18 protein-coding genes are annotated in these 24930 nt (G+C 72.4%); 16 read left to right on the top strand and 2 right to left on the bottom strand.

Annotated features, from left to right (window positions below):
- Positions 1–28: 28 nt before the first annotated feature.
- On the top strand, positions 29–874 hold the full coding sequence (locus ACFZAU_RS07675; RefSeq protein WP_500551468.1) for a LysR family transcriptional regulator: 846 nt from the start codon (positions 29–31) through the stop codon (positions 872–874).
- A gap of 118 nt (positions 875–992) precedes the next feature.
- Here ACFZAU_RS07675 and ACFZAU_RS07670 read toward each other — a convergent pair whose 3' ends face one another.
- Positions 993–1307 (bottom strand): WhiB family transcriptional regulator, encoded by a 315-nt coding sequence (locus tag ACFZAU_RS07670; RefSeq protein WP_319138961.1) that lies wholly within the window; start codon positions 1305–1307, stop codon positions 993–995.
- Positions 1308–1777: 470 nt separating this feature from the next.
- Between ACFZAU_RS07670 and ACFZAU_RS07665 the strand changes: the two genes are divergently transcribed.
- The 11 genes from ACFZAU_RS07665 (at position 1778) to manB (ending at position 15021) form a co-directional block, all read left to right on the top strand.
- Positions 1778–2389: a response regulator transcription factor gene (locus ACFZAU_RS07665; protein ID WP_003948568.1), complete on the top strand. Its 612-nt coding sequence runs from the start codon at positions 1778–1780 to the stop codon at positions 2387–2389.
- 262 nt (positions 2390–2651) lie between these two features.
- Complete coding sequence (locus ACFZAU_RS07660) at positions 2652–3266, top strand: sigma-70 family RNA polymerase sigma factor (RefSeq protein WP_499606489.1); 615 nt, start codon at positions 2652–2654, stop codon at positions 3264–3266.
- Positions 3267–3365: 99 nt separating this feature from the next.
- A complete protein-coding gene (gene guaB / locus ACFZAU_RS07655; protein WP_500466002.1) occupies positions 3366–4868 on the top strand; it encodes an IMP dehydrogenase in 1503 nt (500 codons plus the stop codon).
- Positions 4869–4976: 108 nt separating this feature from the next.
- On the top strand, positions 4977–6098 hold the full coding sequence (locus ACFZAU_RS07650; RefSeq protein WP_326572831.1) for a GuaB3 family IMP dehydrogenase-related protein: 1122 nt from the start codon (positions 4977–4979) through the stop codon (positions 6096–6098).
- A gap of 324 nt (positions 6099–6422) precedes the next feature.
- Positions 6423–8036, top strand: a complete 1614-nt coding sequence (locus ACFZAU_RS07645) for a glycosyltransferase family 2 protein (protein WP_500551467.1) — start codon at positions 6423–6425, stop codon at positions 8034–8036.
- Complete coding sequence (locus tag ACFZAU_RS07640; RefSeq protein WP_500551466.1) at positions 8033–9034, top strand: glycoside hydrolase family 26 protein; 1002 nt, start codon at positions 8033–8035, stop codon at positions 9032–9034. The genes ACFZAU_RS07645 and ACFZAU_RS07640 overlap by 4 nt, the downstream gene beginning before the upstream one ends.
- Positions 9031–10779, top strand: coding sequence for an ArnT family glycosyltransferase (locus tag ACFZAU_RS07635; protein ID WP_500551465.1), 1749 nt, complete (start codon positions 9031–9033; stop codon positions 10777–10779). The genes ACFZAU_RS07640 and ACFZAU_RS07635 overlap by 4 nt, the downstream gene beginning before the upstream one ends.
- Entirely contained in the window at positions 10776–12326 is a 1551-nt protein-coding gene (locus ACFZAU_RS07630; RefSeq protein ID WP_500551464.1) for a glycosyltransferase family 39 protein, read from the top strand. The genes ACFZAU_RS07635 and ACFZAU_RS07630 overlap by 4 nt, the downstream gene beginning before the upstream one ends.
- 173 nt (positions 12327–12499) lie before the next feature.
- Positions 12500–13282, top strand: a complete 783-nt coding sequence (locus ACFZAU_RS07625; protein ID WP_500551463.1) for a polyprenol monophosphomannose synthase — start codon at positions 12500–12502, stop codon at positions 13280–13282.
- Positions 13283–13399: 117 nt separating this feature from the next.
- Positions 13400–13933 (top strand): GtrA family protein, encoded by a 534-nt coding sequence (locus ACFZAU_RS07620; RefSeq protein WP_500551462.1) that lies wholly within the window; start codon positions 13400–13402, stop codon positions 13931–13933.
- A complete protein-coding gene (manB, locus tag ACFZAU_RS07615) occupies positions 13930–15021 on the top strand; it encodes a mannose-1-phosphate guanylyltransferase (RefSeq protein ID WP_500551461.1) in 1092 nt (363 codons plus the stop codon). The genes ACFZAU_RS07620 and manB overlap by 4 nt, the downstream gene beginning before the upstream one ends.
- A gap of 10 nt (positions 15022–15031) precedes the next feature.
- Here the strand turns inward: manB and ACFZAU_RS07610 are convergent, their stop codons facing one another.
- The gene (locus tag ACFZAU_RS07610) at positions 15032–16267 is read right to left on the bottom strand and encodes a nucleotide sugar dehydrogenase (RefSeq protein WP_500551460.1); all 1236 of its coding nucleotides are present in this window, start codon (positions 16265–16267) and stop codon (positions 15032–15034) included.
- 1243 nt (positions 16268–17510) lie between these two features.
- On the opposite strand from ACFZAU_RS07610, the gene ACFZAU_RS07605 reads away from it, so the two are divergent.
- The 4 genes from ACFZAU_RS07605 (at position 17511) to ACFZAU_RS07590 (ending at position 24879) form a co-directional block, all read left to right on the top strand.
- Positions 17511–19217: a glycerol-3-phosphate dehydrogenase/oxidase gene (locus tag ACFZAU_RS07605; RefSeq protein ID WP_500551459.1), complete on the top strand. Its 1707-nt coding sequence runs from the start codon at positions 17511–17513 to the stop codon at positions 19215–19217.
- A 103-nt stretch (positions 19218–19320) separates the two neighbouring features.
- On the top strand, positions 19321–20946 hold the full coding sequence (locus ACFZAU_RS07600; RefSeq protein ID WP_500551458.1) for a serine/threonine-protein kinase: 1626 nt from the start codon (positions 19321–19323) through the stop codon (positions 20944–20946).
- Between the two features lie 120 nt (positions 20947–21066).
- Positions 21067–22920 carry a serine/threonine-protein kinase gene (locus ACFZAU_RS07595; RefSeq protein WP_500551457.1) on the top strand — a complete coding sequence of 618 codons (1854 nt, stop codon included), beginning with the start codon at positions 21067–21069 and terminating at the stop codon, positions 22918–22920.
- An 81-nt stretch (positions 22921–23001) separates the two neighbouring features.
- The gene (locus tag ACFZAU_RS07590; protein WP_500551456.1) at positions 23002–24879 is read left to right on the top strand and encodes a serine/threonine protein kinase; all 1878 of its coding nucleotides are present in this window, start codon (positions 23002–23004) and stop codon (positions 24877–24879) included.
- Positions 24880–24930: the final 51 nt, after the last annotated feature.

Here is a 24930-nt window from a genome sequence, read left to right as displayed (position 1 = left end):
ATCCCCAAGGAACACTTATGCTCGGAGCGTGTTCGAGGCCCGTCACCTCCGTGTGCTGCGCGCCGTGGCCCGTACCGGCTCGCTGTCGGGCGCCGCGCGCGAACTGGGCTGCACGCAGCCGGCGGTCAGCCAGCAGATGAAGGCGCTGGAACTCGCCGCGGGCACCCCGCTGCTGGTCCGCGGCGGGCGGACGACCCGGCTGACCGACGCGGGCGAGGCGCTGGCCCGGCACGCGAGCGGCATCCTCGCCGGGCTCGCCGCCGCGGAGGAGGAGGTCGCGGCCATCGGGGGACTGCGCGCCGGCCGGGTGCGGCTGGTGTCGTTCCCGAGCGCCGGACCTTCCCTGGTGCCGACCGCGCTGGCCGCGATGCGCGCCGCGCACCCGGACGTACGGATCACGCTGGCCGAGGCGCAGCCGCCCCGCGCGGTGGAGATGCTGCGCGCCGGGGAGTGCGAACTGGCGCTGGTCTACCGCTACGAGGACGACCGGGGCGCTGAGGACGCGGCCGCCTGGGAGGGGCTGCTGGTGCGCCGGTTGCTGGCCGACCGGCTCTTCGCGGTGCTGCCGGCCGGGCACGCGCTGGCCCGCGGCGGGGGCCCGGTGCGGTTGTCCGACCTCGCGGACGAGCCGTGGATCGCGGGCTGCCCCTACTGCCGCCGGCACCTGGTCGAGCTGTGCGGGCGGGAGGGCTTCGAGCCCCGCATCGACTTCGCGACCGACGACTACCCGGCGGCCGTCGGCCTGGTGGCGTCGGGCATGGGCGTCTCGGCGCAGCCCGGCCTGGCGCTGGAGGCCGTCCGGCTGCGCGGAGTGGCCGTGCGCGAGCTGCGGCCGGCGGTACGCCGGGACGTGGCGGCGCTGACGCTGACATGATGCTGGGGCGGCTGCGGCTGGCGGCCCTGCGCGACCCCGGGACGGCCTGAGCCGGCGGCACCGCGGGCGCGCCGTCGCTTGTGATGAAACGTTTCCTCGTCGGCTGACGTCCGGTGGGTCAGTGACTGCCGGTGGCGTGCGAGCTCATGACCCGGTTGCGGGACCGGCCCATCATCTCCTCGCGCTCGTCCTCGGTGAGCCCGCCCCAGACCCCGTAGGGCTCGCGGACCGTCAGAGCGTGCGTCGCGCACTCGGCGCGTACGGGGCAGCGCATGCACACCTCCTTCGCCGCCGCCTCACGCGCGCTCCGGGCGGCACCGCGCTCTCCCTCGGGGTGGAAGAACAGGGAGCTGTCGACGCCGCGGCAGGCGGCGACCAGCTGCCAGTCCCAGAGGTCGGCGTTGGGGCCCGGGAGGCGGGAGAAGTCTGCCATTGCTCATCTCCTCGAGAGGTGGGCTGCAGGGACACCGTCCAGGCACGAAGCTCTGGGAGGGTGCTGTCGACGTTACATCTACTGTCGAAGTAGATGTAAATATGATTCATCACAAAATCGCCAACGAACTCCCGCCATGCGGGTAAAAAGCCTCCAAACAGGCAAAATCTGACATTGCCCCCCGGTCGGCGGCTGATGTGTGCTGCAAGCGGGCGCCCGTCGTGCCGCTTTTTGAGGCCCGGCGAACGGTCGCGACCTGGGATGTTGCTGATCCGTGTCGGTCCGCGCACGGAGAGTGCGGGAGTCGCCCGCCAAACTCCGTAACTCTTTCGAGTGAGGGTCGTTGAAGGTGCGGAAGTGGTTGGCGGTCGAACTAATCGGGCAGGCGCCCGAGGCCGTCATCCCCACCGGTGAACGATTCGTACAGCCTGGAGGCTCAACGTGACGCGGATCAGCTGCGGAGGACGGTCATGACTTCCGTTCTCGTCTGCGACGACTCCCCGCTTGCCCGAGAGGCCCTGCGCCGCGCGGTCGCGACCGTGCCCGGCGTGGAGCGCGTGACGACCGCGGCCAACGGCGAGGAAGTCCTCCGCCGCTGGGGCGCCGACCGCTCGGACCTCATCCTCATGGACGTCCGGATGCCCGGCCTCGGCGGCGTCGAGACCGTACGGCGGCTGCTGTCCGCCGACCCCGGCGCCCGCATCATCATGCTCACGGTCGCCGAGGACCTGGACGGGGTGGCCCTCGCGGTCGCCGCCGGTGCCCGTGGATACCTGCACAAGGACGCCTCGCGCGCCGAGTTGCGGGCCACGGTCACCCAGGCGCTGGCCGACCCGACCTGGCGGCTCGCCCCGCGCCGGCTGCGCTCGGCCGAGATGGGCGCCGCCCCGACCCTGACCGCCCGCGAGATCCAGGTGCTGGAGGGCATGAGCCACGGCCGCTCCAACGCCGAGATCGGCCGCGAGCTCTTCCTCTCCGAGGACACCGTCAAGACGCACGCGCGACGCCTCTTCAAGAAGCTCGGCGCCTCGGACCGGGCCCACGCGGTGGCGCTCGGCTTCCGCTGGGGCCTGGTGCGCTGAGGCAGCGGCTTCAAGGGCTGGAGGGGCCGATGAGCTGTGGGGCGGCTGTGCGGCTGCCCCGCTCGTACCGGTTTCCGCGCCGAGGGCGCATGCTTGAGGTATGGACTCTCGGGGACACGGTCGGGCGGGGCGGCGGGTGCACGACATGACTACGGCCGGTGCGGTCCCTCGAAGCGCCCCGCACGGCGCGCCGCATAACGCTTCGGAGCACAACCACGGGTCCGAGCCCACGGAGCGGCCCTCGGCGATGCACTATGGACGGATGCGCGACGAGGCCACCGGCAATGAGACAGCCATAGGGGCACTCGTACGTCGGGCCGTGGACGGCGACGAGCAGGCGACGCACGATCTGCTCGCCCACGTGCACCCGCTCGCCGTGCGCTACTGCCGTACCAGGCTGTCGCGGCTGCCGGGCGACGCACGCCACTTCGTGGACGACCTCGCCCAGGAGGTATGCCTCGCGGTGCTGTGCGCACTGCCCCGCTACCGGGACCAGGGCCGGCCCTTCGAGGCGTTCGTCTTCGGCATCGCCGCGCACAAGGTCGCCGACCTGCAGCGGGCCGCCATGCGCGGTCCGGGCTCGACGGCCGTGCCCTCCGACGAGATGCCCGAGCAGCCGGACGCCTCGCTCGGGCCCGAGGAGCGGGCGCTGCTCAGCAGCGACGCGGAGTGGGCGAGGAAGCTGCTCGCCAACCTCCCGGAGCACCAGCGGGAGCTGGTGCTGCTCCGCGTCGCCGTGGGCCTCACCGCGGAGGAGACCGGTCAGGTGCTCGGCATGTCGCCGGGCGCCGTCCGGGTCGCCCAGCACCGGGCGCTGTCCCGGCTGCGCGCGCTGGCGGAGGAAGCCGCCGCCGGCGCCCCCGGGTTGAGCGCCTGACGCACGCCGTCCCGGCCCCCGCACCAGGGGCGGAACAGGTTTCCCGCGGGAGCCATTAGCATTGAACATCTCGCCGGGCAAGACCATGGGGAAGGTGTCATGACGTTGAACGCCGACGGAGTAGCCGAGAAGTTCGGGTTGCTCGGACTCACCTACGACGACGTGCTGCTGCTCCCAGGCGCGTCGGACGTCGTGCCGAACCAGGTCGACACCCGCTCGAAGGTCTCCCGGAACGTCAGCGTGAACATCCCGCTGCTGTCGGCGGCGATGGACAAGGTCACCGAGGCGCGGATGGCCATCGCGATGGCCCGCCAGGGCGGTGTGGGCGTCCTCCACCGCAACCTGTCCATCGAGGACCAGGTCAACCAGGTCGACCTGGTGAAACGGTCCGAGTCCGGCATGGTGACCGACCCGATCACGGTGCACCCCGACGCCACCCTCGCCGAGGCCGACGCCCTGTGCGGCAAGTTCCGCATCAGCGGCGTCCCCGTCACCGACGCCTCCGGCAAGCTGCTGGGCATCGTGACCAACCGCGACATGGCCTTCGAGAGCGACCGCTCCCGGCAGGTCCGCGAGGTCATGACGCCGATGCCGCTGGTCACCGGCAAGGTCGGCATCTCCGGCGTCGACGCGATGGACCTGCTGCGCAAGCACAAGATCGAGAAGCTGCCGCTCGTCGACGACGAGGGCCGCCTCAAGGGCCTGATCACGGTCAAGGACTTCGTCAAGGCCGAGAAGTACCCCAACGCCGCCAAGGACGCCGAGGGCCGGCTGCTGGTCGGCGCCGCGGTGGGCGTCGGCGACGAGTCCTTCCTGCGCGCCCAGCGGCTGGTCGAGGCCGGTGCCGACTTCCTGGTCATCGACAGCGCGCACGGCCACAGCCGCGGCATCCTCGACATGGTCGCCAAGGTCAAGGCCAACATCAGGATCGACGTGGTGGCCGGCAACGTCGCCACCCGCGACGGGGCCCAGGCGCTGATCGACGCGGGCGCCGACGGCATCAAGGTCGGTGTCGGCCCCGGCTCCATCTGCACCACCCGCGTGGTCGCCGGCGTCGGCGCCCCGCAGGTGACGGCGATCTACGAGGCCTCCCTCGCGGCCGGCCCGGCCGGCGTCCCGCTGATCGGCGACGGCGGCCTGCAGTACTCCGGCGACATCGCCAAGGCCATCGCGGCCGGCGCGGACACCGTCATGCTGGGCAGCCTCCTCGCGGGCTGCGAGGAGTCGCCGGGCGAGCTGCTCTTCATCAACGGCAAGCAGTTCAAGTCGTACCGCGGCATGGGCTCGCTCGGCGCGATGCAGTCGCGCGGGCAGGCCCAGTCCTACTCCAAGGACCGCTACTTCCAGGACAACGTGCTCTCCGAGGACAAGCTCGTCCCCGAGGGCATCGAGGGCCAGGTGCCCTACCGCGGCCCGCTCTCCGCGGTGGCCCACCAGCTCATCGGCGGCCTGCGCTCCTCCATGGGCTACGTCGGCTCCGCGACGATCCCCGAGCTCAAGGAGAAGGGCCGCTTCGTGCGGATCACCGCGGCCGGGCTCAAGGAGAGCCACCCGCACGACATCCAGATGACCACCGAGGCGCCGAACTACCACACGCGCTGACGGTACGAGCGGACGAACCGGAGCCCGCGGCCGCGCACGGCCGCGGGCTTCCGGCTGCCCTGCCTGGGATACTGGACGGGCAGGCCACGAAGGAAAGGCATAGCGACAGTGACTGAGATCGAGATCGGGCGGGGCAAGCGCGGCCGCAGGGCATACGCATTCGACGACATCGCCGTCGTCCCGAGCCGCCGTACGCGGGACCCCAAGGAGGTCTCGATCGCCTGGCAGATCGACGCCTACCGCTTCGAGCTGCCCTTCCTCGCGGCCCCGATGGACTCCGTGGTCTCCCCGGAGACCGCGATCCGCATCGGCAACCTGGGCGGCCTCGGCGTGCTCAACCTCGAGGGCCTGTGGACCCGCTACGAGGACCCCGAGCCGCTGCTCGCCGAGATCGCGGAGCTGGACGACGCCTCCGTCACCCGGCGCCTGCAGGAGCTCTACGCGGCGCCGATCAAGGAGGAGCTGATCGGGCAGCGCATCAAGGAGGTGCGCGACGCCGGTGTGGTCACGGCCGCCGCGCTCTCCCCGCAGCGCACCGCGCAGTTCTCCAAGGCCGTGGTCGACGCGGGCGTGGACATCTTCGTCATCCGCGGCACGACGGTCTCCGCCGAGCACGTGTCGGGCTCCCACGAGCCGCTCAACCTGAAGCAGTTCATCTACGAGCTCGACGTGCCGGTCATCGTCGGCGGCTGCGCCACCTACACCGCCGCGCTGCACCTGATGCGCACCGGCGCCGCGGGCGTCCTCGTCGGCTTCGGCGGCGGCGCCGCCCACACCACCCGTAACGTCCTCGGCATCCAGGTGCCGATGGCGACCGCGGTCGCCGACGTGGCCGCGGCCCGCCGCGACTACATGGACGAGTCCGGCGGCCGCTACGTGCACGTCATCGCCGACGGCGGCTTCGGCTCCAGCGGCGACCTGCCCAAGGCGATCGCGTGCGGCGCCGACTCGGTGATGATGGGCTCCCCGCTGGCCCGGGCCACCGACGCGCCCGGCCGCGGTTTCCACTGGGGCATGGAGGCCACCCACGAGGAGCTGCCGCGTGGCAAGCGCATGAACCTGGGCACCGCCGGCACGACCGAGCAGATCCTGCTCGGCCCCTCCCACGCGCCCGACGGCTCCATGAACTTCTTCGGCGCGCTGCGCCGCGCGATGGCCACGACCGGCTACTCCGAGCTGAAGGAGTTCCAGCGGGTCGAGGTCACGGTGTCGCCGACGCACCACCGCTGACCGCCGCCGCGCCGCCACGGCGCGGCACAGGGGCCCGGACCGCCACAGGCGGTCCGGGCCCCTCGTCGTTCGTGCCCGCTCCGCCCCGCGGTGCGGTGCGCGTGGCGCCGGTGGTTTTGAGACACACCGAATGGTCGCTGATTGGTAACCGAAAGTTCTTTTTTCTACTTACCTGCAAGGTCCACATATCGGACATGACGGCTTCCTTGTTCATGTGGCATGCCTGCAGGTTGCATATATGCTGCCGGGGCTCGGCGATGTGTTCGACATGTGGAGGCCGGGTAAAGGGTGGGGGCATACGGGCCGGTGGCCCGGGGGGTGGAAATGAGTTCTCTTCAACCTGCGTACGCGGGGGGAAGCCGGGGGCGGCAGCCTGCCGTGAATCGCCGTCACGCGACACGGAAGCACGCCCCGCAGCTCGGCTTGCTGCCCAAGCCGCCCTCGGACCGTGAGAAGTACGCGTACGCCAGGCGCAATCTGTGGGTGCTGACCATCAGCTCCGTGATCAGCTTCTGCTGCCTGGGCTACAGCCAGTACAAGCTCGCCCAGTCCAATCCGCTGCTGTGGCTGTACGCGCCGCCGCTGCTGTTCACCGTGGTCTACTACCTGATCTCGTTGCGGGTGAACGGGTTCTCCCGGGGCTTCGACCTCAAGCGCCACCGGCAGCTGGTGCGCGAATGGCGGCCCCGGGTCTACCCCTCCGTCGACGTGTTCCTGCCGGTGTGCGGTGAACCCATCGAGGTCCTGCACAACACCTGGACGCACGTCCGGGCGCTGGCCGACCGCTACCCGGGTGTGTGCGTCCCGTTCGTACTGGACGACGGCGCCAGCCCCGAACTGGAGGCAATGGCCGCCGATTTCGGATTCCGTTACGGCACCCGCCCGAACCGCGGCTGGTTCAAGAAAGCGGGCAACCTCCACTTCGGTTTCGGGCAGTCGGATGGCAAGTACATCCTGATCCTCGACGCCGACTTCACCCCGCGCTCGGACCTCCTCGAGGAAATGCTCCCGTACATGGAGGCGGACGAGCGGACAGGCATCGTCCAGTCGCCGCAGTTCTTCCGCGTGCTCGACTCCCAGAACTGGATCGAGCGCGGCGCGGGCGCCGTGCAGGAACTCTTCTACCGCTCGGTGCAGGTGTCCCGGCAGAGCAGCGACGGCGCGATCTGCGTCGGCAGTTGCGCCGTCTACCGGCGGGCCGCCCTGGACACCAACGGCGGTACGACCCTCATCGAGCACTCCGAGGACGTGCACACCGGCTTCGACCTGCGCGGCCTGGGCTGGGACCTGCGCTACATCCCCGTCGCGCTCTCCACCGGGGTGTGCCCCGACAACGCGGGAGCCTTCTTCAACCAGCAGTACCGCTGGTGCTCCGGCTCGATGAGCCTGCTGGGAAGCAAGAAGTTCTGGGACGCCCGGATCAAGTTCTCCAGCCGGCTCTGCTACCTGTCGGGCTTCTTCTACTACATCCACACCGCGCTGTTCACCTTCGCGGCGCCGGTCATCCCGATCGTGCTGCTGCTGACCCTGCCGGACAAGCTCGACGTGGACCACCTGCTGATGGTGCTGCCGAGCATCGTCTACACCACCGTCATCTTCCCGATCTGGCACAAGTCGCCGTACCGGCTGGAGGCGTGGTCGGCCCGGCTGATGTACGGCTGGGCGCACTTCTTCGCGATCTGGGACATCCTGCGCAAGCAGCGGATGGGCTGGCAGCCCACCGGTTCGTCAGGGGCGAAGAAGAACAAGACCCGACGGTTCTGGCTCGGCATCCGCATCTGGAGCGCCGGCACCGCCGTGGTCTGGGTGTGCGCCGCGGTCTGGCGCATGCTGGACGGCTACCCGCCGGACTACGCCCTCGTCCTGTCCTCCGGACTCTTCTACGCGCTCGTCGTCGGACGCGTTCTGGTCCAGCCGAGAAGCGAGATCTCCGCATGAGCCGGTTCACCCTGTCCCTGCGCCGCGCGGCGCTCGCGGCCCTCCTCGTCTGCGTCGCCGGCTGCACGTCGACCGCCACCGGCTCCGGGCCCGGCGGCGGTCCCGCGCCGGACCCCGGCGCGTCGAGCGAGGCGCCCGAGACGGCCTACGACGTCACGGACCTGCTGCACCCCGACAAGAAGTTCTTCGGCGTGGCGCTCGACGGCGCCCCCGACTCCCTGGCGCCGGTGACGAAGTACACCGACCTCGTCGGCAAGCAGCCCAACGTCGTCGCCTCCTACTCCGCGTGGGGCAACGACTTCAACATCGACGGAGCCCGCCGCGTGCTGGACTCGGGCGCGATGCTCTACGTCTCCTGGGAGCCCTTCAAACCGTCGATCGCGAAGATCGCCGACGGATCGCAGGACGAGTACATCCGGCGCTACGCCTCCGAGGTGCGCAAGGGCAACGCACCGGTGGCCATCAGCTTCGGCCACGAGATGAACGGCCACTGGTACCCCTGGGGCACGAAGGACACGACCCCGGCCCAGTTCGTGAAGGCATGGCGCCACATCCACGACATCTTCCAGGACGAGGGCGCCACCAACGTCATCTGGGTGTGGAGCCCGAACGTCGTCAACCCGGTCCCCGACGTCGCCCTGAAGCCGTACTGGCCCGGCGACGCCTACGTCGACTGGGTCGGCGTGGTCGGGTACTGGACGGCCACGGGGGCGTCGACCTTCGAGACCCTGTACGGCCCGACGACGAGCCAGGTGCGCACGTTCACGAAGAAGCCCTTCATCCTCTCCGAGACGGCGTCCGAGCCCGGCGAGCGCCGCCGGTCGGACGTCCGCAACCTCGTCGAGGGCGTCGAGGGCGACGACGACATGCTCGGCTTCATCTGGTTCAACATCGCCAAGCGCGCCGACTGGCGCCTCCAGGCGAGCCCGCTGGCCCTGGCGGAGTTCAAGCGCCTGGTCGCCGACGACCGGATCGGTTTCGAGGTGCCGGAGCAGTGACCGAGCAGAACCCCACCCACGGCGACGCGTTCGACCCGTGGTCGCGGCCCACCGGCCGGCTCGACGCCGACGTGACGTGGCAGGAGCACGGAGCGTACCCGCAGTACCAGCCGGAGCCGTACGAACAGCACGACGCGTACGCGGCGGCGCAGCCCTTCACGCTGACGGACGCCCACCCGGCGGACCCGCGGCAGGCCGTGCCCGAGGCGCCGGCCGACCCCGGCTACGTCGTTCCGGAGGTGCCGGTGTCGGCCTGGTCGGTCGACACCCGGCGCAGCACCTGGATCGGACGGAGCGTGGTGCTGTGCGTCCTGCTGGTCCAGGCGGGACTGTCGTTCCGGATCAGCGGGCGCGCCTTCGACAGCGAGGCGCGGTACCTGGCGGTCGGCCACTACCGGCTCGACCACCTGCTCAACGGCACCGACGTGCCGGCCGGCCTCGCGGGCCACCTCCCCGGCCACCCGGCGGTCTACCCGGTGCTGGCCGCGGCGGCGGACTCGGTGGGCGGCCTGTTCGCCGCCCGCCTGCTCAGCCTGTTCTTCATGCTGGGCGCCACCGCGCTGCTCTACGCGATGACCAGCCGGCTGTTCAGCGAGCGGGCCGGACTGTCGGCCGCCGCGCTGTTCGCGGTGGTCGAGTCCACCGCGATGCTCGGGAACCTCGCCGGCTTCGACGCGATGGCGCTCTTCCTGATCGCCGGGGCCGCGTGGGCCCTCGTCCGGACCGGCCGGTCGCACCCCGCCCTGGCGCTGCTCGCCGCCCCCCTGGCGGCCCTCGCCACGGTCACGAAGTACGTCGCCGCGCTGTACCTGCCGAGCCTGGTGGTCCTCGCCGTGCTGTCCGCCTACCCCTACCGGGGCGCGCGGGCGTTCCTGCGCGGCCTGTTCTTCGGCGCCGGGACACTGCTGGTCCTCGCGGGCGCCTACCTCTTCGGCGGGCTGCACGGCTTCACCTCCGCCACCACCGGACGGGCGCACGGCACGGACCCGGCGCTGGACGTGCTGTGGCACGGCGCGCAGTGGGGCGGCCTGGTCCTCCTGGTCGCCGTCGGCGGCGCCGTCGACTACGTACGCAAGTCGCGCATGGGGGAGATGCCCTGGGCGACGGGCGACACCCCCGGGGCGGTCCGGCGTACCGCGCTGGGCCTGGTGCTCTGCGGCACCGCCCTGCTGGCCCCCGTCTGCCAGGCCTATCTGAACGACGACGCCTCGCTCTTCACGCACGTGGGGTTCGGCCTGCTGTTCGCCGCGCCCATGGCGGGACTCGGCATCTCCCGGCTCGTGGGGGCGCACTTCCGCTACCCGCAGCTCGGCATCATGGTCTGGGTGGGCGTCCTGGTCGTGGGCATGGCCCAGACCCAGTCGCTCTACCACCCCGCGGCCTCCGGCCAGGTGGTGGAGTCGCTGCGGAAGGTCGTCGGCAAGGACGGGCGCTACCTCGCGGAGCACTCCGACATCCCCGCCTACTACCTGCGGGACGTGACCCGCCCGGACCAGTGGCAGGGCACGCGCGGCATCGACTTCACCGACAAGGGCGGCGAGCACCACACCGGCGCAGACGGTTTCCGCAGTGCCGTACGGGCGGGGTGGTTCGACGTGATCGTGCTCGACGGGGACGCCACCACGGCCAACGACAAGGCCATCACCGACGCGCTGCACGGCAACCCCGCGTACCGGCTGGTGTCCGTGCTGCCGTCCAGCGACGCCTACGGTTCGACCACCTACCGGATCTGGGTGAAACGATGACCCTCACCGAACCCGCCCACGAGCCGGCGCCCGCGCCTGCCGGGGAGGAACCGGCCCCGCGGCGGCACGGCCGGCCGGAGGACGGCGGCAGCCGGGCCACCACCGCGCTGCTCTTCCTGGTGCCCGCAGGGCTCACGCTCGCCCTCACGCTGCACGGCATCGGCGACCGGCAGCTGTGGCGTGACGAGCACGCCACCTGGTGGGCGACCGGGCTCTCCCTCGGTGACCTGGGCGCACTGATCCGCAACATCGACGTGGTCTTCGCCCCGTACTACTTCGTGATGCACCTGTGGGTCCTGGTCGCGGGGGACTCGCCCACCGCCCTGCGCATCCCGGCGGCGTTCGCCATGGCGGCCGCGGCCGGGCTGCTCGCGCTGGTCGGCCGGCGGATGTTCACCCCGGCGACCGGGCTGCTGGCCGGGCTGGTCTTCGCCACGGTGCCCTCGGTCACCCAGTACGGCGAGGAGGCGCGGCCCTACGCCTTCGCGGTGGCGTTCGTCCTGCTGTCCACCCTGATCCTGCTGCGGGTACTGGAAACGCCGAGCCTCAGGGGCTGGGCGGCGTACGCCGTGACGATCCCCCTGATCGGTTTCAGCCACCTGGTGTCCCTGTCGGTGCTCGCCGGACACCTGGGCCTGGTGGTCACGGCGAAGCGCAAGGGCGACCGCATCGCCCACTGGGCGTTCGCCGCCTCCGCGCTGACGGGTCTGTCCGTGGTGCTCCCGATGCTGGCGCAGGGCTCCGGCCAGAGCGGGCAGATCGCCTGGAACAACCCCACCTTCCAGGACCTGGTCAACCATCCGGAGAAGCTGTTCGGCTCCTGGGTGACCGGCGGGGCGGTGATGGGGCTCGGCGTGGCCGGCCTCCTCGTCGCCCGCAGGTACGCGGTGCTGCTGGCCCCCTGGGTGCTGCTGCCCCCGGTCCTCACCTACCTGACCGCGGCGCAACTGCACCTGTTCCTGCCGCGGTACCTGCTCTTCACCGTGCCCGCCTGGGTGCTGTTGGCGAGCGCAGCCGTCACCCGGCTGTCCGGGCCGCTGAACGCGGCGGCCCGCACCGGCACCGCCCGGCGCGTCGTCGCCGGGGCACTGGTGGCGGCCGCGGCGGTCGTGTTCGCCTGGCAGGCACAGCCCGGCCTGGCGCTCGCCCGGCAGAACGACCCCGCCGAGCCGGACTACCGGGCGGCGGCCAAGGTCGTCGCGCACGGGCTCCGGCCGGGCGACGGGATCGCCTTCTCCGGGCAGAAGTCCGAGCGCCGCGCGATGGCCTACGAGTTCCGCGACGCCGGGACCTCCGGCCGGCCCAAGGACGTGCTGATGTGGCGGACCCCGCAGGAGATGGGCAACTTCGGCGCCCTGGAATGCCCGGAGCCCGCCAAGTGCCTCGCGAAGACCGACCGGCTGTGGGTGGTCTCCACGTCCCAGCTCGGCAAACCGTTCGCCGACATGCCGGAGAAGACGGCGGTCCTGCTGTCGAGCCGGTTCAAGGTCGCGGACACCGACTCCCTGCCCAACGTCCGCGTCCTGCTACTGGAACGCATCCGGTAGCCAGCGCACCCCACCGGGGAGGACCGCGGTCCCGCGGATCTTCCCGACCCACGTACACCTGCCAGGACGGTCACCACGCGCGCGGCGACGTGTGCCGCGTGACCGTCCGCCCGAGACCCGCGCGCCCAGCAACCCGGCACAGCTCCCGCCGGCGCGGCGACCAAGGAGATGCCATGAACCACCCGTTCCCGGACTCCCTCCCCGTCACATGGGGGGACGTACCGGTCACGGTCGTCATGCCGACGTACAACGAGGCGGCGAACCTGCCGCACATCACCGACCTCGTGATGCGACTGCCGGTCCCCGGACTGCATCTGAAGATCGTGGACGACTCCAGCCCGGACGGCACCGGCCGGCTCGCCGAGGAACTGGCCGCCAAATTCAACGAGTTCGGCGCTCGCCCGCGCATGAGTGTACTGCACCGTACGGCCAAGAACGGCCTGGGCAGGGCGTACACCGACGGCATGCTGACCGCCCTGGACGAGGGCGCGGAGTTCGTGGTCCAGATGGACGCCGACGGCAGCCACCCCGCCGACGTCATCCCGCAGATGCTGGGCACGGCGCTCGCCACGGGCGCGGGCTTCGTGGTGGGCAGCCGGTACGTCGACGGCGGCTCGCTGGACAAGGAGTGGGGCAAGCACCGGCAGCTGCTCTCGCGCTTCGCCAACCGCTACGCCCGCGCGGTCCTCGACACCCGGATCCGCGACATCACCGCCGGCTTCAACCTGTGGCGGGCCAGCACGCTGCGTGACGTGGACCTCAGGACGCTGGACAGCGCCGGCTACAGCTTCCAGGTGGAGCTGAAGTTCCTGGCCACGCGGAAGGGACACAACGGCGTGGAGATCCCGATCCGCTTCGAGGAGCGCACCGAAGGCGTCTCGAAGATGACGCTCGGGACGCAGATCGAGTCGGCGCTGGTGCCGCTGCGGCTGCGGATGCGCAACCGCAGGGGCTGAACGGGACTCCGCCGGCCGCGGCCCGGCCGGCGGAGGAGCCGATGCAGGACGACGACGACCACGAGGACCACGAGGACCACGAGCCGCGAGACGGCCGAGACAAGGGACGACTTCACCATGGGCGGACGGCACGCGCTTCCTTCGCGGTTGGGGCACCTGTACCGCGAGATCGCGAAGTTCGGCCTGGTCGGGCTCTCGGGATTCGTGGTCAACCTCGGCGTCTTCAACCTCATCAGGCACGCCGCCCACTGGCAGACGGTACGGGCGAGCCTCCTGGCGACGGTCGTCGCGATCATGACCAACTACCTCGGTCTGCGGTACTTCACGTACCGCGACCGCGACCACGACACGGAGGGCCGGAGCGGTCGGAAGCGGGAGCTCGGGCTCTTCCTCTTCTTCAGCGCGGTCGGCCTGGTCATCGAGAACTCCGTGCTCTACACGACCACGTACGGATTCGGCTGGGAGGGCACGCTCGCCAACAACGTCTTCAAGTTCGTCGGCATCGGCATCGCCACGCTCTTCCGCTTCTGGTCCTACCGGACGTGGGTCTTCAGGACCGCCGGCCGTGGCGCGCAACCCGCCCCGCCGGACCGGCACGTGCCGGCCGCGTCCTCCGAACCCCTCCTGAACGTCTCCTGGGAGAAGACATGAGCGAGGCCATTCTCCTCGTCGGCGGCAAGGGCACCCGGCTGCATCCGCTGTGCACCTTCACGCCCAAGCCCCTGCTGCTCGTCGCCGGGGTGCCGCTGCTGACCCACCAGCTGGCACGCGCCGCGGCGGCGGGGGTGACCCGGATCGTCTTCGCCACGTCCTACCTCGCGGAGCTCTTCGAGCGGGAGTACGGCGACGGTGCCGGGCTGGGCCTGGAACTGGTGTACGTCACCGAGACCGAGCCCCTGGGCACCGGAGGCGCGATCCGCAACGCCGCCCGCCACCTGACCTGCGGGCCGGACGATCCCGTCCTCGTCTTCAACGGCGACATCCTCAGCGGGCTCGACATCCGCGGTCTGCGGGACGGCCACCGGGCCTCCGGCGCCGACGTGACCCTGCACCTGACCCGGGTCGCGGACCCCCGGGCGTACGGGCTGGTGCCCACCGACGGGGACGGCCGGGTCACGACGTTCCTCGAGAAGCCCGAGCGGCCGGAGCAGATCGTCACCGACCAGATCAACGCGGGCTGCTACGTCTTCACGCGCTCGGTCATCGACACCGTCCCCGAGGGGCGGGTCGTCTCCGTCGAGCGCGAGACCTTCCCCGGGCTGCTGTCCTCCGGCGCCATGCTGCGCGGCGTCGTCGACGACACGTACTGGCTGGACCTCGGCACGCCGTCGGCCTTCGTCACCGGCTCCGCCGACCTGGTCCGCGGATACGTGTCCTCGCCCGCGCTGCCCGGGCCGGCCGGGGACGCCCTGATCCTGCCGGGGGCGCTGGTCGACCCGCTGGCGGTGCTCACGGCGGGCACGGCCGTGTGCGCGGGCGCCGTGGTGGAGGCCGGGGCCGTGGTCGAGGGCAGCGTCGTCCTGCCCGGCGCGCGGATCGGCCGGCAGGCGCTCGTCCAGCGGTCCGTGATCGGACGCGAGGCGGTCGTCGGCGAGCGCACCAGCGTCGTCGAAGCGGTGGTCGGCGACCGCGCCCACGTCGGCCCCCACAACGAACTCCCCGCGGGCGTGCGCCTCGACTGCGGCGTCCGCCTGCCCGAACGGGCCGTCCGCGTCTCGGCGCCCGCCTCCCCGGTCTGAGACCGGGGGCTCACAGCCGTGCGGCCGCCCCCGCCGGGGTGGCGCCGCAGGTGTCCAGCATCAACTGGGCCTTCACCGCCAGGCCCTGCATGTCGTAGGTGCGGTGGTGCTGGAGCAGGATCGTCAGGTCGGCGTCCGCCGCGGCCTCCCACAGCGAGTCGGCGCGGGGGACCGGGCGGTCCAGCACCCGCCACCGCGGGACGTACGGGTCGTGGTAGCTCAGCTGCGCCCCCAGCTCGGCCAGCCGGGCGCCGATCTCCCGGGCCGGCGAGCGCTCCTCGTCCGGCAGGTCCGGCTTGTACGTGACGCCCAGCAGCAGCACCCGGGCCCCCCGCAGCGACTTGCCGTGCTCGTTCAGCAGGGCCGCGGCGCGCTGCACCACGTAGCGTGGCATCCGGGTGTTGACCTCCTGCGCGTACTCGACCAGCCGCAGCGGATGGCCGTGCACCCGGCCCTGGTACGGCGGGTGCCCGGGGTCCAGCGGCATGGTGTGGCCGCCGACCCCCGGGCCGGGGCGGAAGGCCTGGAAGCCGTGGGGACGGGTCTCGGCGCAGCGGATGACGTCCCAGACGTCCACGCCGATGTCGTGGCAGAACACGGCCATCTCGTTGGCCAGCGCGATGTTGACGTGCCGGTAGTTGGTCTCCAGCAGGTGCACGCTCTCCGCCTCGCGCACGCCCCGGGCGCGGACGATCCGCTCGGTGAACCGGCCGTAGAAGACGGCCGCGGCCTCCGTGCAGGCGGGGGTGAGCCCGCCGATCACCTTCGGCGTGCCGGGGTGGCGTGCGGGGGCGTACGCCAGGTGGAAGCCGTGGCCGGCCCGCAGGCCGGAGCCCTCCTCCAACAGCGGACGCAGGAAGTCCTCCGTCGTCCCCGGGTACACCGGCGACTCCAGGACCACCGTGCTGTGCGGCCGCAGGTGCCCGGCCAGTGCGCGGGCGGCCTCCGCCAGCGCCGTCAGGTCCGGCTCCCCGCCCTCCCCGAGCGGCGTCGGCGCGCACAGCACGGCCGCCCGCGCCCGGCCCAGGGCGGCCGTGTCCGCGGTCGCCCGGAAGCCGCCCGCGAGCATCCGCCGCACGTCGGCGGCGGCGAGTGCGCCGCAGGGGACCCGGCTGCCGGCGTTGATCGCGTCCACCACGTGCTCGTCCGGGTCGTACCCGATGACCCCGAGGCCGGCGGCGCTGGCCGCCTGCGCGAGGGGCAGGCCGGCGGGGCCGAGTCCGATGACTGCGAGGTCTGAGGGCATGGGGGTCCTCTCCTGCGACGGGGGGCGTCGTGGTACCCGAATGGCGCGAAATCAGGCTAACCAGACAGGTAGCTGATATGACTGCACGCCACGCGGTGCGGCCTTGTATGCCCGGGGTCTGTGGTTGCGGCCGGTTGTCGTGTGCGGGTTGTTTGTGGTTGTCGTTGAGGTTTCTCCCCCACCCTCCCGCCCGATTGCCCGGCACGATCGGTGCGACGTGCGCAAGTTCGTCGGGGGTCGGCGCCGCGCCGGCGCACGTCCTCAACGCTCGCGGTTTGGCCCTACGTCATTCGGCACCGCGTCCGCCGCTCGTCGTTTCCGGGCGCACCCCGACACACCCCCTCCCGTCGTATGGGCGCACAACGGCCGGTGGAGGGTATGGAGGCAGTCCGGAGGCGCCCCGAACCGCCCAGTGACCCCCTACGGCCCTACGGTTCAAGCCCACATCATTCGGCACCGAATTCCACCACCCGTCTCTCCCAGCCTTCGGCCAGGGGGAGCACCCCGACACACCCCCTCCCGTCGTATGGGCGCACACGGCCGGTGGGGGGGCATGGGGGCAGTCCGGGGTGTCCCGAACCGCTCGCTTGCCCCACGGCCCCACGGGTTCAGCCCGCATCATTCGGCACCGGGTTCGCCGCTCGTCTCCCCGGCCTTCGACTGGGTGAGCACCCCGCTACACGCCCTCTTGCTGTGTGGGCGCACGACAGGCGGTGGGGGGCAGTGGAGGCGGTCCGGGTTGCCGCCCATATCTGCCACCGGGCCCCGTCCCACACCTGAGCGGCACCCTGCTCGTGTGGGCGCATGACGGTCGGTGAGGGGTGCGTCGGACAGGTGCGGTACCCCCGGGCTGCCTTGTGACCACCCACCGGCCGTTGGCCGCTGTCGATTCGGAGGGGGTGGGGTCGTAGGGGTGGGCGTTCTGGACGCTGACGTGTATTTGATGTGCGGCAGCGACGGCACCGACGAGTGCTGCCCGTCATGCACATAAATATGCGGTACAGAATGCCCACCCCGGAGGCCCCGCCCCCGGCCCACCCAGCCACAGCGCGCAGCCCGCACCAATCGTGCCGGGCAATCGGGCGGGAGGGCGGGGGATAAACCGCAACCCCAGCCACACACGACCCGCACACACTCCCCGGCCCGGCGAAGCCCGAGGTAGCCGGGGGGCACGACACGGGTAACGATCGTGGGGACGGGGAATGCGCTGAGGCGCGACCCCGCGTCACGACGGGAGGCCAGGATGCTGACGGCGACACTGGGACCGGCGGAGCGTGCCTCCGCGCTCGCCCGGATGGCGGAACAGGAACTCGACGTGCTCGTGGTGGGCGCGGGCGTCGTGGGCGCCGGGACGGCGCTGGACGCCGCGACGCGCGGGCTGACGACCGGCATCGTGGAGGCCCGCGACTGGGCGTCCGGGACGTCGAGCCGGTCGAGCAAGCTGATCCACGGCGGACTGCGCTACCTGGAGATGCTGGACTTCGCCCTGGTCCGGGAGGCCCTCAAGGAGCGGGGACTGCTGCTCCAGCGCCTGGCGCCGCACCTGGTGAAGCCGGTGCCGTTCCTGTACCCGCTGCAGCACCGCGTCTGGGAGCGCTTCTACGCGGGCGCCGGCGTGACGCTGTACGACACGATGGCGCTGTCGTCCGGGCACGGCCGCGGGCTGCCGCACCACCGGCACCTGAGCCGCAAGAGCGCGTTGCGCGTGGCGCCGTGCCTGAAGAAGGACGCCCTGGTCGGGGCGCTGCAGTACTACGACGCGCAGATGGACGACGCCCGGTACACGATGACGCTGGTCAGGACGGCCGCCGCCTACGGCGCGCTGGCCGCGAACCGGGCCCGGGTGATCGGGTTCCTGCGCGAGGGCGAGCGCGTGGTGGGCGCCCGGGTCGAGGACGTGGAGGCCGGGGGCGTCTACGAGGTGCGCGCGCGGCAGATCGTGAACGCCACCGGGGTGTGGACGGACGACACGCAGGCGCTGATCGGGGAGCGCGGCCAGTTCCACGTGCGGGCGTCCAAGGGCATACACCTGGTCGTGCCGAAGGACCGGATCCACTCCGCGACGGGGCTGATCCTGCGGACCGAGAAGAGCGTGCTCTTCGTGATCCCCTGGGGCCGCCACTGGATCGTGGGGACCACGGACACCGACTGGGGCCTGGACAAGTCGCACCCGGCCGCGTCCAGCGCCGACATCGACTACCTGCTGGAGCACGTCAACTCGGTGCTCGCCGTGCCGCTGACCCGGGACGACGTGCAGGGCGTGTACGCGGGGCTGCGCCCGCTGCTGGCGGGCGAGTCCGAGGCCACCAGCCAGCTGTCGCGCGAGCACACCGTGGCGCACCCGGTGCCGGGCCTGGTGGTGGTCGCGGGCGGCAAGTACACCACGTACCGGGTGATGGCAAAGGACGCCGTGGACGCGGCCGTGCACGGCCTGACGCACCGGGTCGCCGAGTGCGTCACCGAGGACGTCCCGCTGGCCGGCGCGGAGGGCTACCACGCGCTGTGGAACGCGCGGGCCAGGATCGCTTCGCGCACCGGCCTGCACGTGGCGCGGATCGAGCACCTGCTCAACCGCTACGGCTCGCTCTCCGAGGAACTGCTGCAGCTGATCGAGGAGGACCCCTCGCTGGGCCGCCCGCTCAGCGGGGCCGACGACTACCTGCGTGCCGAGGTCGTCTACGCCGCCTCGCACGAGGGCGCGCGGCATTTGGACGACGTGCTCACCCGGCGCACCCGCATCTCCATCGAGACCTTCGACCGCGGCACGCTCAGCGCCCGGGAGGCCGCCGAGCTGATGGCGCCCGTCCTGGGCTGGGACAAGGAGCAGGTGGAGAAGGAGGTCGAGCACTACGAGAAGCGGGTGGAGGCCGAGCGGGAGTCCCAGCGCCAGCCCGACGACCAGACCGCGGACGCCGCCCGCCTGGGCGCCCCGGACATCGTCCCGCTGTGAGCCGCCGCCGGTACGCCGGGTGAGGCGTGGGCCACGGCCTTGACGGGATCCGTGGCCCGGCCGGATATCGTTCCTTCTCGTACGTGGCAGGAAGGGGCGCACGATGTCCGACCTCGGACGCCTGGTGGCCGGCAGGTACCGGCTGGTCGAGCGGATCGGCCGTGGGGGCATGGGCACGGTCTGGCGGGCCGAGGACGAGCTGCTGGGTCGTGCGGTGGCGGTGAAGCGCCTGCACCCGCCGCAGCCGCACCTGCACGAGGACGAGCTGGAGACGCTGTTCGAGCGGACCCGGCGGGAGGCGCGCAGTGCGGCGCGGATCAGCCATCCCAGTGTGGTGGTGGTGCACGACGTGGTGGACGACGAGGGTCTGCCGGTGATCGTGATGGAGTACGTGCCGTCGACGACGCTGGGGGATGTGCTGAAGGAGCGGGGTCCGGTGGTGCCGGGGGAGGCGGCGCGGATCGGGCGGGCGATGGTGGCGGCGTTGCGGGCGGCGCATGCGGCGGGGGTGCTGCACCGGGATGTGAAGCCGGGCAATGTGCTGCTGGCGGAGTCGGGCCGGGTGGTGCTGACGGATTTCGGGATCGCGCAGGCTTCGGGGACGTCGACGCTGACGCGGACGGGTGAGCTGATCGGGTCGATCGACTTCCTGGCGCCGGAGCGGCTGACCGGTGGTGCGCCGGGTCCTGAGGCGGATCTGTGGGCGTTGGGGGCGACGTTGTTCCAGGCGGTGGAGGGGCGTTCGCCGTTCCGCCGGGACACGGCGATCGAGACGGCGTACGCGATCGCGACGGACGAGGTGCCGGTGGCGGGGAACGCGGGGCCGCTGGGGCCGGTGATCGCGGGGCTGCTGGTGCGGGAGCCGCAGGGCCGGCTGTCGGCGCCGGAGGCCGAGCGGATGCTGCGGGCGAGCGCCGCCGAGACCGAGACCGCGAGCGTCCCCCGCGAGAGCCTGACCCTGTCGCACACCGCGCCGACCACCGTCGTCCGGCCCCCGGAACCGGTCGCGCAGCCCGCGCCCCCGCACGCCCCCACCCTTCCGTCGGGGGTCCCCGTCCCGGCGGAGCCCCCGCGGGCGCGGCGCCGCACCGGGGTCCGGGTGCTGCTCGCCGCGGTGCTGGCCGCCGCCCTCGCCGGCGGCGGTTTCTACGCCGCGCAGCACTTCGGCGGCTCCACCGGCACCCAGGGCGACCGGCCGGCCCCGAGCCACTCGGCGACCTCCTCGTCGCCGTCCTCCCCGGCGTCCTCCTCCCCGCCCCCCTCCCCGTCCGCTCCGGGCCCGTCGCCCGTGCCGGCCGGCTACCACCTCGCCGAGGAGCCCGAGCAGGGCTTCTCCGTCCCGGTCCCCGACGGGTGGACCCGCCAGGTGCAGGGCGAGCAGGTCATCTACGTCGACCCGAGCGGCCTGGCCGGCCTGCGGATCGGCACGCTGGACTACGCGGCGAGCGATCCGCTGGAGCACTTCGCGGAGGAGGAGCAGCAGACCATCCCCAAGGTGGCGGGGTACGAGCGGCTGCGGATGCAGAGCACCAGGTGGCGTGACCGCCCGGCCGCCATATGGGAGTTCACCTTCCAGGGCAAGGCCCGCGGCTTCCGGGCCATCGACCTCGGCTTCGGGGAGCCCGGCGGACGCGAGTTCGCCGTCTACCTCTCCGCGCCGACGGCCCAATGGGGTGATTTCCGGACGGTCTTCGACGACGCGGTGGCCGGACTCGTCGTCCACGACTAGCACACGGCGGGGCCGGGGTGGGACCACGGCCCCGAGTCAGGGATGATGGAGGTCTCCATCCCGCGGTCGCCGTTGGCAGGCGATGAGGGAGCTTCATCTTCAGCGACTGCAGAGGGATTCATGGGCCAGGCGCACGACACCGACCAGCGGCTCATCGCCGACCGGTACCGACTCGGCGCCGTCCTCGGCAAGGGCGGCATGGGCACCGTCTGGCGGGCCGTCGACGAGACGCTCGGCCGTACGGTCGCCGTGAAGGAGCTGCGCTTCCCGCACAACATCGACGAGGACGAGAAGCGCCGCCTGATCACCCGCACCCTGCGCGAGGCCAAGGCGACCGCCCGCATCCGCAACACCGGCGCGGTGACCGTCTTCGACGTCGTCGAGGAGGACGACCGGCCCTGGATCGTCATGGAACTGGTCGAGGGCCGCTCGCTGTCGGACGCGATCCGCGAGGACGGGCCGCTCTCGCCCAAGCGTGCCGCCGAGGTCGGGCTGACCGTGCTGGACGTGCTGCGGGCCGCCCACAAGGAGGGCATCCTCCACCGTGACGTGAAGCCGTCCAACGTCCTGATCGCCGACGACGGCCGCGTCGTGCTGAGCGACTTCGGCATCGCCCAGATCGACGGCGACCCGTCCGTCACCTCCACCGGCATGCTGGTCGGCGCCCCCTCGTACATCTCGCCCGAGCGGGCGCGCGGCCAGAAGCCCGGCCCGCCGGCCGACCTGTGGTCGCTGGGCGCGCTGCTGTACGCCTCGGTCGAGGGCCGGCCGCCGTACGACAAGGGCTCGGCCATCGCCACGCTCACCGCGGTCATGACGGAGTCGCTGCAGACCCCGCGCAACGCGGGGCCGCTGGCCGACGCGATCCACGGGCTGCTCAACAAGGATCCGGAACTGCGGCTCGACGACGCGGGCGTGCGCCCGCTGCTCACGGGTGTCGCCCACGCGCCGGACGTCCCGGTCGCCGAGGCCACGCGCACCATGCCGCTGCCGCCCTCCGACCCGCAGCCGACGCCCACTGACGCGCCCCCGGCCACCCGGGCCGCCGCCGCCGACCAGGCGGCGCTGCGGGCCGCGAAGGCCAAGCCGGAGCCCGAGGCGACCCCGGCGACCGCGTCCGCCCCGGTCACGCCCGTACCGGTGCCGGCGGCCGCCCCGGCCACCGCCCCGCGGCTGCCGCTCCTGGCGTCGATGGACGAGCGCCGCCGCCGCGCGGTGCTCTTCGCGGCGATCGTGGTCGTCCTCGTGCTGCTCGGGACCGGCATCGGCATCTGGGCCGGCCAGGGCGACGGCGACCCGGGCGCCCGTCAGCCCGCCAATCCGTCCGCCCCGGCGAGTGCCAAGTCCGGTGACGACGGCGTCCAGGACGGCAAGTCCGGCGACGACAAGGGGGGCCAGGGGAGCGAGTCCGGCGACGACAAGGGCGGCGACGACTCCGGCAAGGGGAAGGGCGACGACAACTCCGGCAAGGGCTCGGACACTTCCTCCTCCGGCTCCGGCAGCGGGAAGGACGGCTCCGGCGCGGTTCCGGCCGGCTGGACGACCTACACCGACTCCGAGGGCTTCTCGATAGCGCTGCCCAGTGGCTGGGCCGCGAACAAGGAGCGGGCCGGCAACGGCTGGGTCTTCAACGCCCGCCGCAGCCCCCGGGTGCAGGTCGACTGGACCCACACCCCCGGCAAGAGCGCGGCGGACGCCTGGCGCCAGAACGAGGCCGGTGCTGCGGGCAGGTTCCCCGGTTACCAGAAGGTGGACATAAAGGACGTGAACTACCGCGGCTACCGCACCGCCGCCGACTGGACGTTCACCTACATGTCCGGCGGCACCAAGATGCGCGCCGTCAACCGGGGCTTCGTCGTGGACGACGGGCACGGCTACGCCATCCTCTTCTTCGCGCCGGACGCCGAGTGGAACAGCAAGAAGACCACGGAGATGCGCGAGGCGCTCTTCAACACCTTCAAACCGGCCAAGTGAGGCCGCTCGGGCACGTATCGTGAGTCATTGCGGACTGTCCGCATCCACAACGGATCGGATCTGACGCTTTGGGGAGGCGTCGTGGACGACTACGCGGGACGCGTACTGGCCGACCGCTACCGCCTGCCGCGGCCGCCCGCCGACGAGTTCGAACTGGTGGAGACCAGGGCCTGGGACACCTTCAGCAACCAGGAGGTGCTGATACGCCAGGTCCTGCTGCCCGAGGTCGTCAGCGCCGAGCCGGGACCGCACCACGGGGACGGCGGGGACACCGCCCACCGGGCCCTGGAGGCGGCGCAGGCCGCGGCCGCGATACCCGACCACCCCCGGCTGGTGCAGGTCTTCGACATCTTCGTCGAGGACGGCAGCGTCTGGATAGTGAGCGAGCTGGTCGCCGCCCGCCCGCTGGCCGCGGTCCTCGCCGACAAGCGGCTGAGCCCCTACCGGGCCGCCGAGGTGGCCTCCGACGTGCTGACCGCGCTGCGCGTGCTGCACGCCCACGGCTGGGTCCACCGCAACGTCACCGGCCGGACCGTGCTGGTCTGCGACGACGGCCGGGCGATGCTCTCGGGGCTGGCCGTGAGCGCCGCCCAGGAGGCGCTGTGCGGCTACAACCCGGTGCCGGTGCCCGCGATGGCCGGGGGCGGCGAGGCGCCCGGCGGCGGCTGGGAGGGCCCGCACTCCGCGCTGGAGCTCGAGCGCGCCCGGCAGGCCCGGCTCACCGTCGTCGGTCCCGTCACCGAGCGGTGGGCCCCCGAGCAGGCCACCGAGGTCCACGAGAACTGGCAGCTCGCCCCGCCCGTCGGCCCGGCCGCCGACCTGTGGGCACTGGGGTCGCTGCTCTTCCGCAGCGTCCAGGGGCATCCTCCGTTCCCGGAGGAGAGCACCGCGGAACTGGTCCAGCTGGTCATCGCCGAGCCGCCCGCGTACGCCGAGGAGTGCGGACCGCTGCGGCCCGTCGTGGAGTCGCTGCTGCGCCAGGACCCCGAGGAGCGGCCGGACGCCGAGGAGCTGCGCGGCTGGCTGCGCTCGCTCGTCCGCTCCGCGCCGGAGCCGGACGTGGGGCTGAGCACGGTGCCCGTGCCTGCCGACGACCCGCACAAGCTGCCCGTCGTACGCCGCCGGGGCGAACTGGTGCGCCGCCGCAAGGCCGCCGCCGACCCCGTGCCCGCCCACCCCGCGCACGGGCGCCACAAGCGCACCAAGGAGCGGCGGCAGCGCTCGGGGCGCGGGCCGCGCAGCCTCGGGATCACGCTGGTCGGGCTGGTGCTGCTGCTGATGGTCGCCGCCGTGCTGTACGCCGTGCTCTTCATGCCGCGCGGCGGGTCCACGGACGACGAGGGCGCGGCCGGTGCCACGCGGACCCTGCCCGCGCAGGTGCCCGGCGGCGACGAGCGGCCGCAGACGACCGCCCCGCCGCCCGGCAAGGCCACGCGCGGCTCCGCCCCGGCTACGAGCGCCCCGCCGCCCACGCGGTCGGCCCCGGCGGACGACGCCGCCACCACCGGCCTCGGCGGCGACTTCACGCTGCGCACCGACGCGGAGGGCTTCCGGCTCGCCGTCCCCAACGGCTGGCAGCGCACGCCCAGGAACGCCGACGGGCAGGTCCGCTACACCGGCGGCGACTACCGGCTGCTGGTCGTGCCCGGCCGTGACACCGTCGCCGACAAGGGCAGCGACCCGATCGTCTACCAGAACGACGAGCCCGAGCTGGCCGGCTTCCGGGCTTCCGGCTGGTCCTCGGCCTCCGGGCTGCGCCGCCTGGACATGGGCGGGATCACCGCCGCGGAGGGCGAGTTCAGCTGGAGCGACGGCTCAGGCCGGCAGCTGTTCGCGCGCAACCTGGTGATGATCCGCGACGGCAGGTACCACGTCGTCCTGGTCATCGGGCCGGACGGCCGTCGCGCCGACGTCAAGCGGTACTTCGAGAAGGCCGCGGAGACCTACCGCACCACCTGAGCGCGGTGCCCGGACCGGAACCGCCCGGTCCCGGCGCGCGTTGGAGAGGCC

The sequence above is a fragment of the Streptomyces sp. NPDC008238 genome, assembly GCF_042956445.1.
Taxonomy (GTDB): Bacteria; Actinomycetota; Actinomycetes; order Streptomycetales; family Streptomycetaceae; genus Actinacidiphila.
The sequence above is the reverse complement of the archived record's forward strand: the minus strand, read 5'-3'. Positions and strand labels throughout refer to the sequence as shown.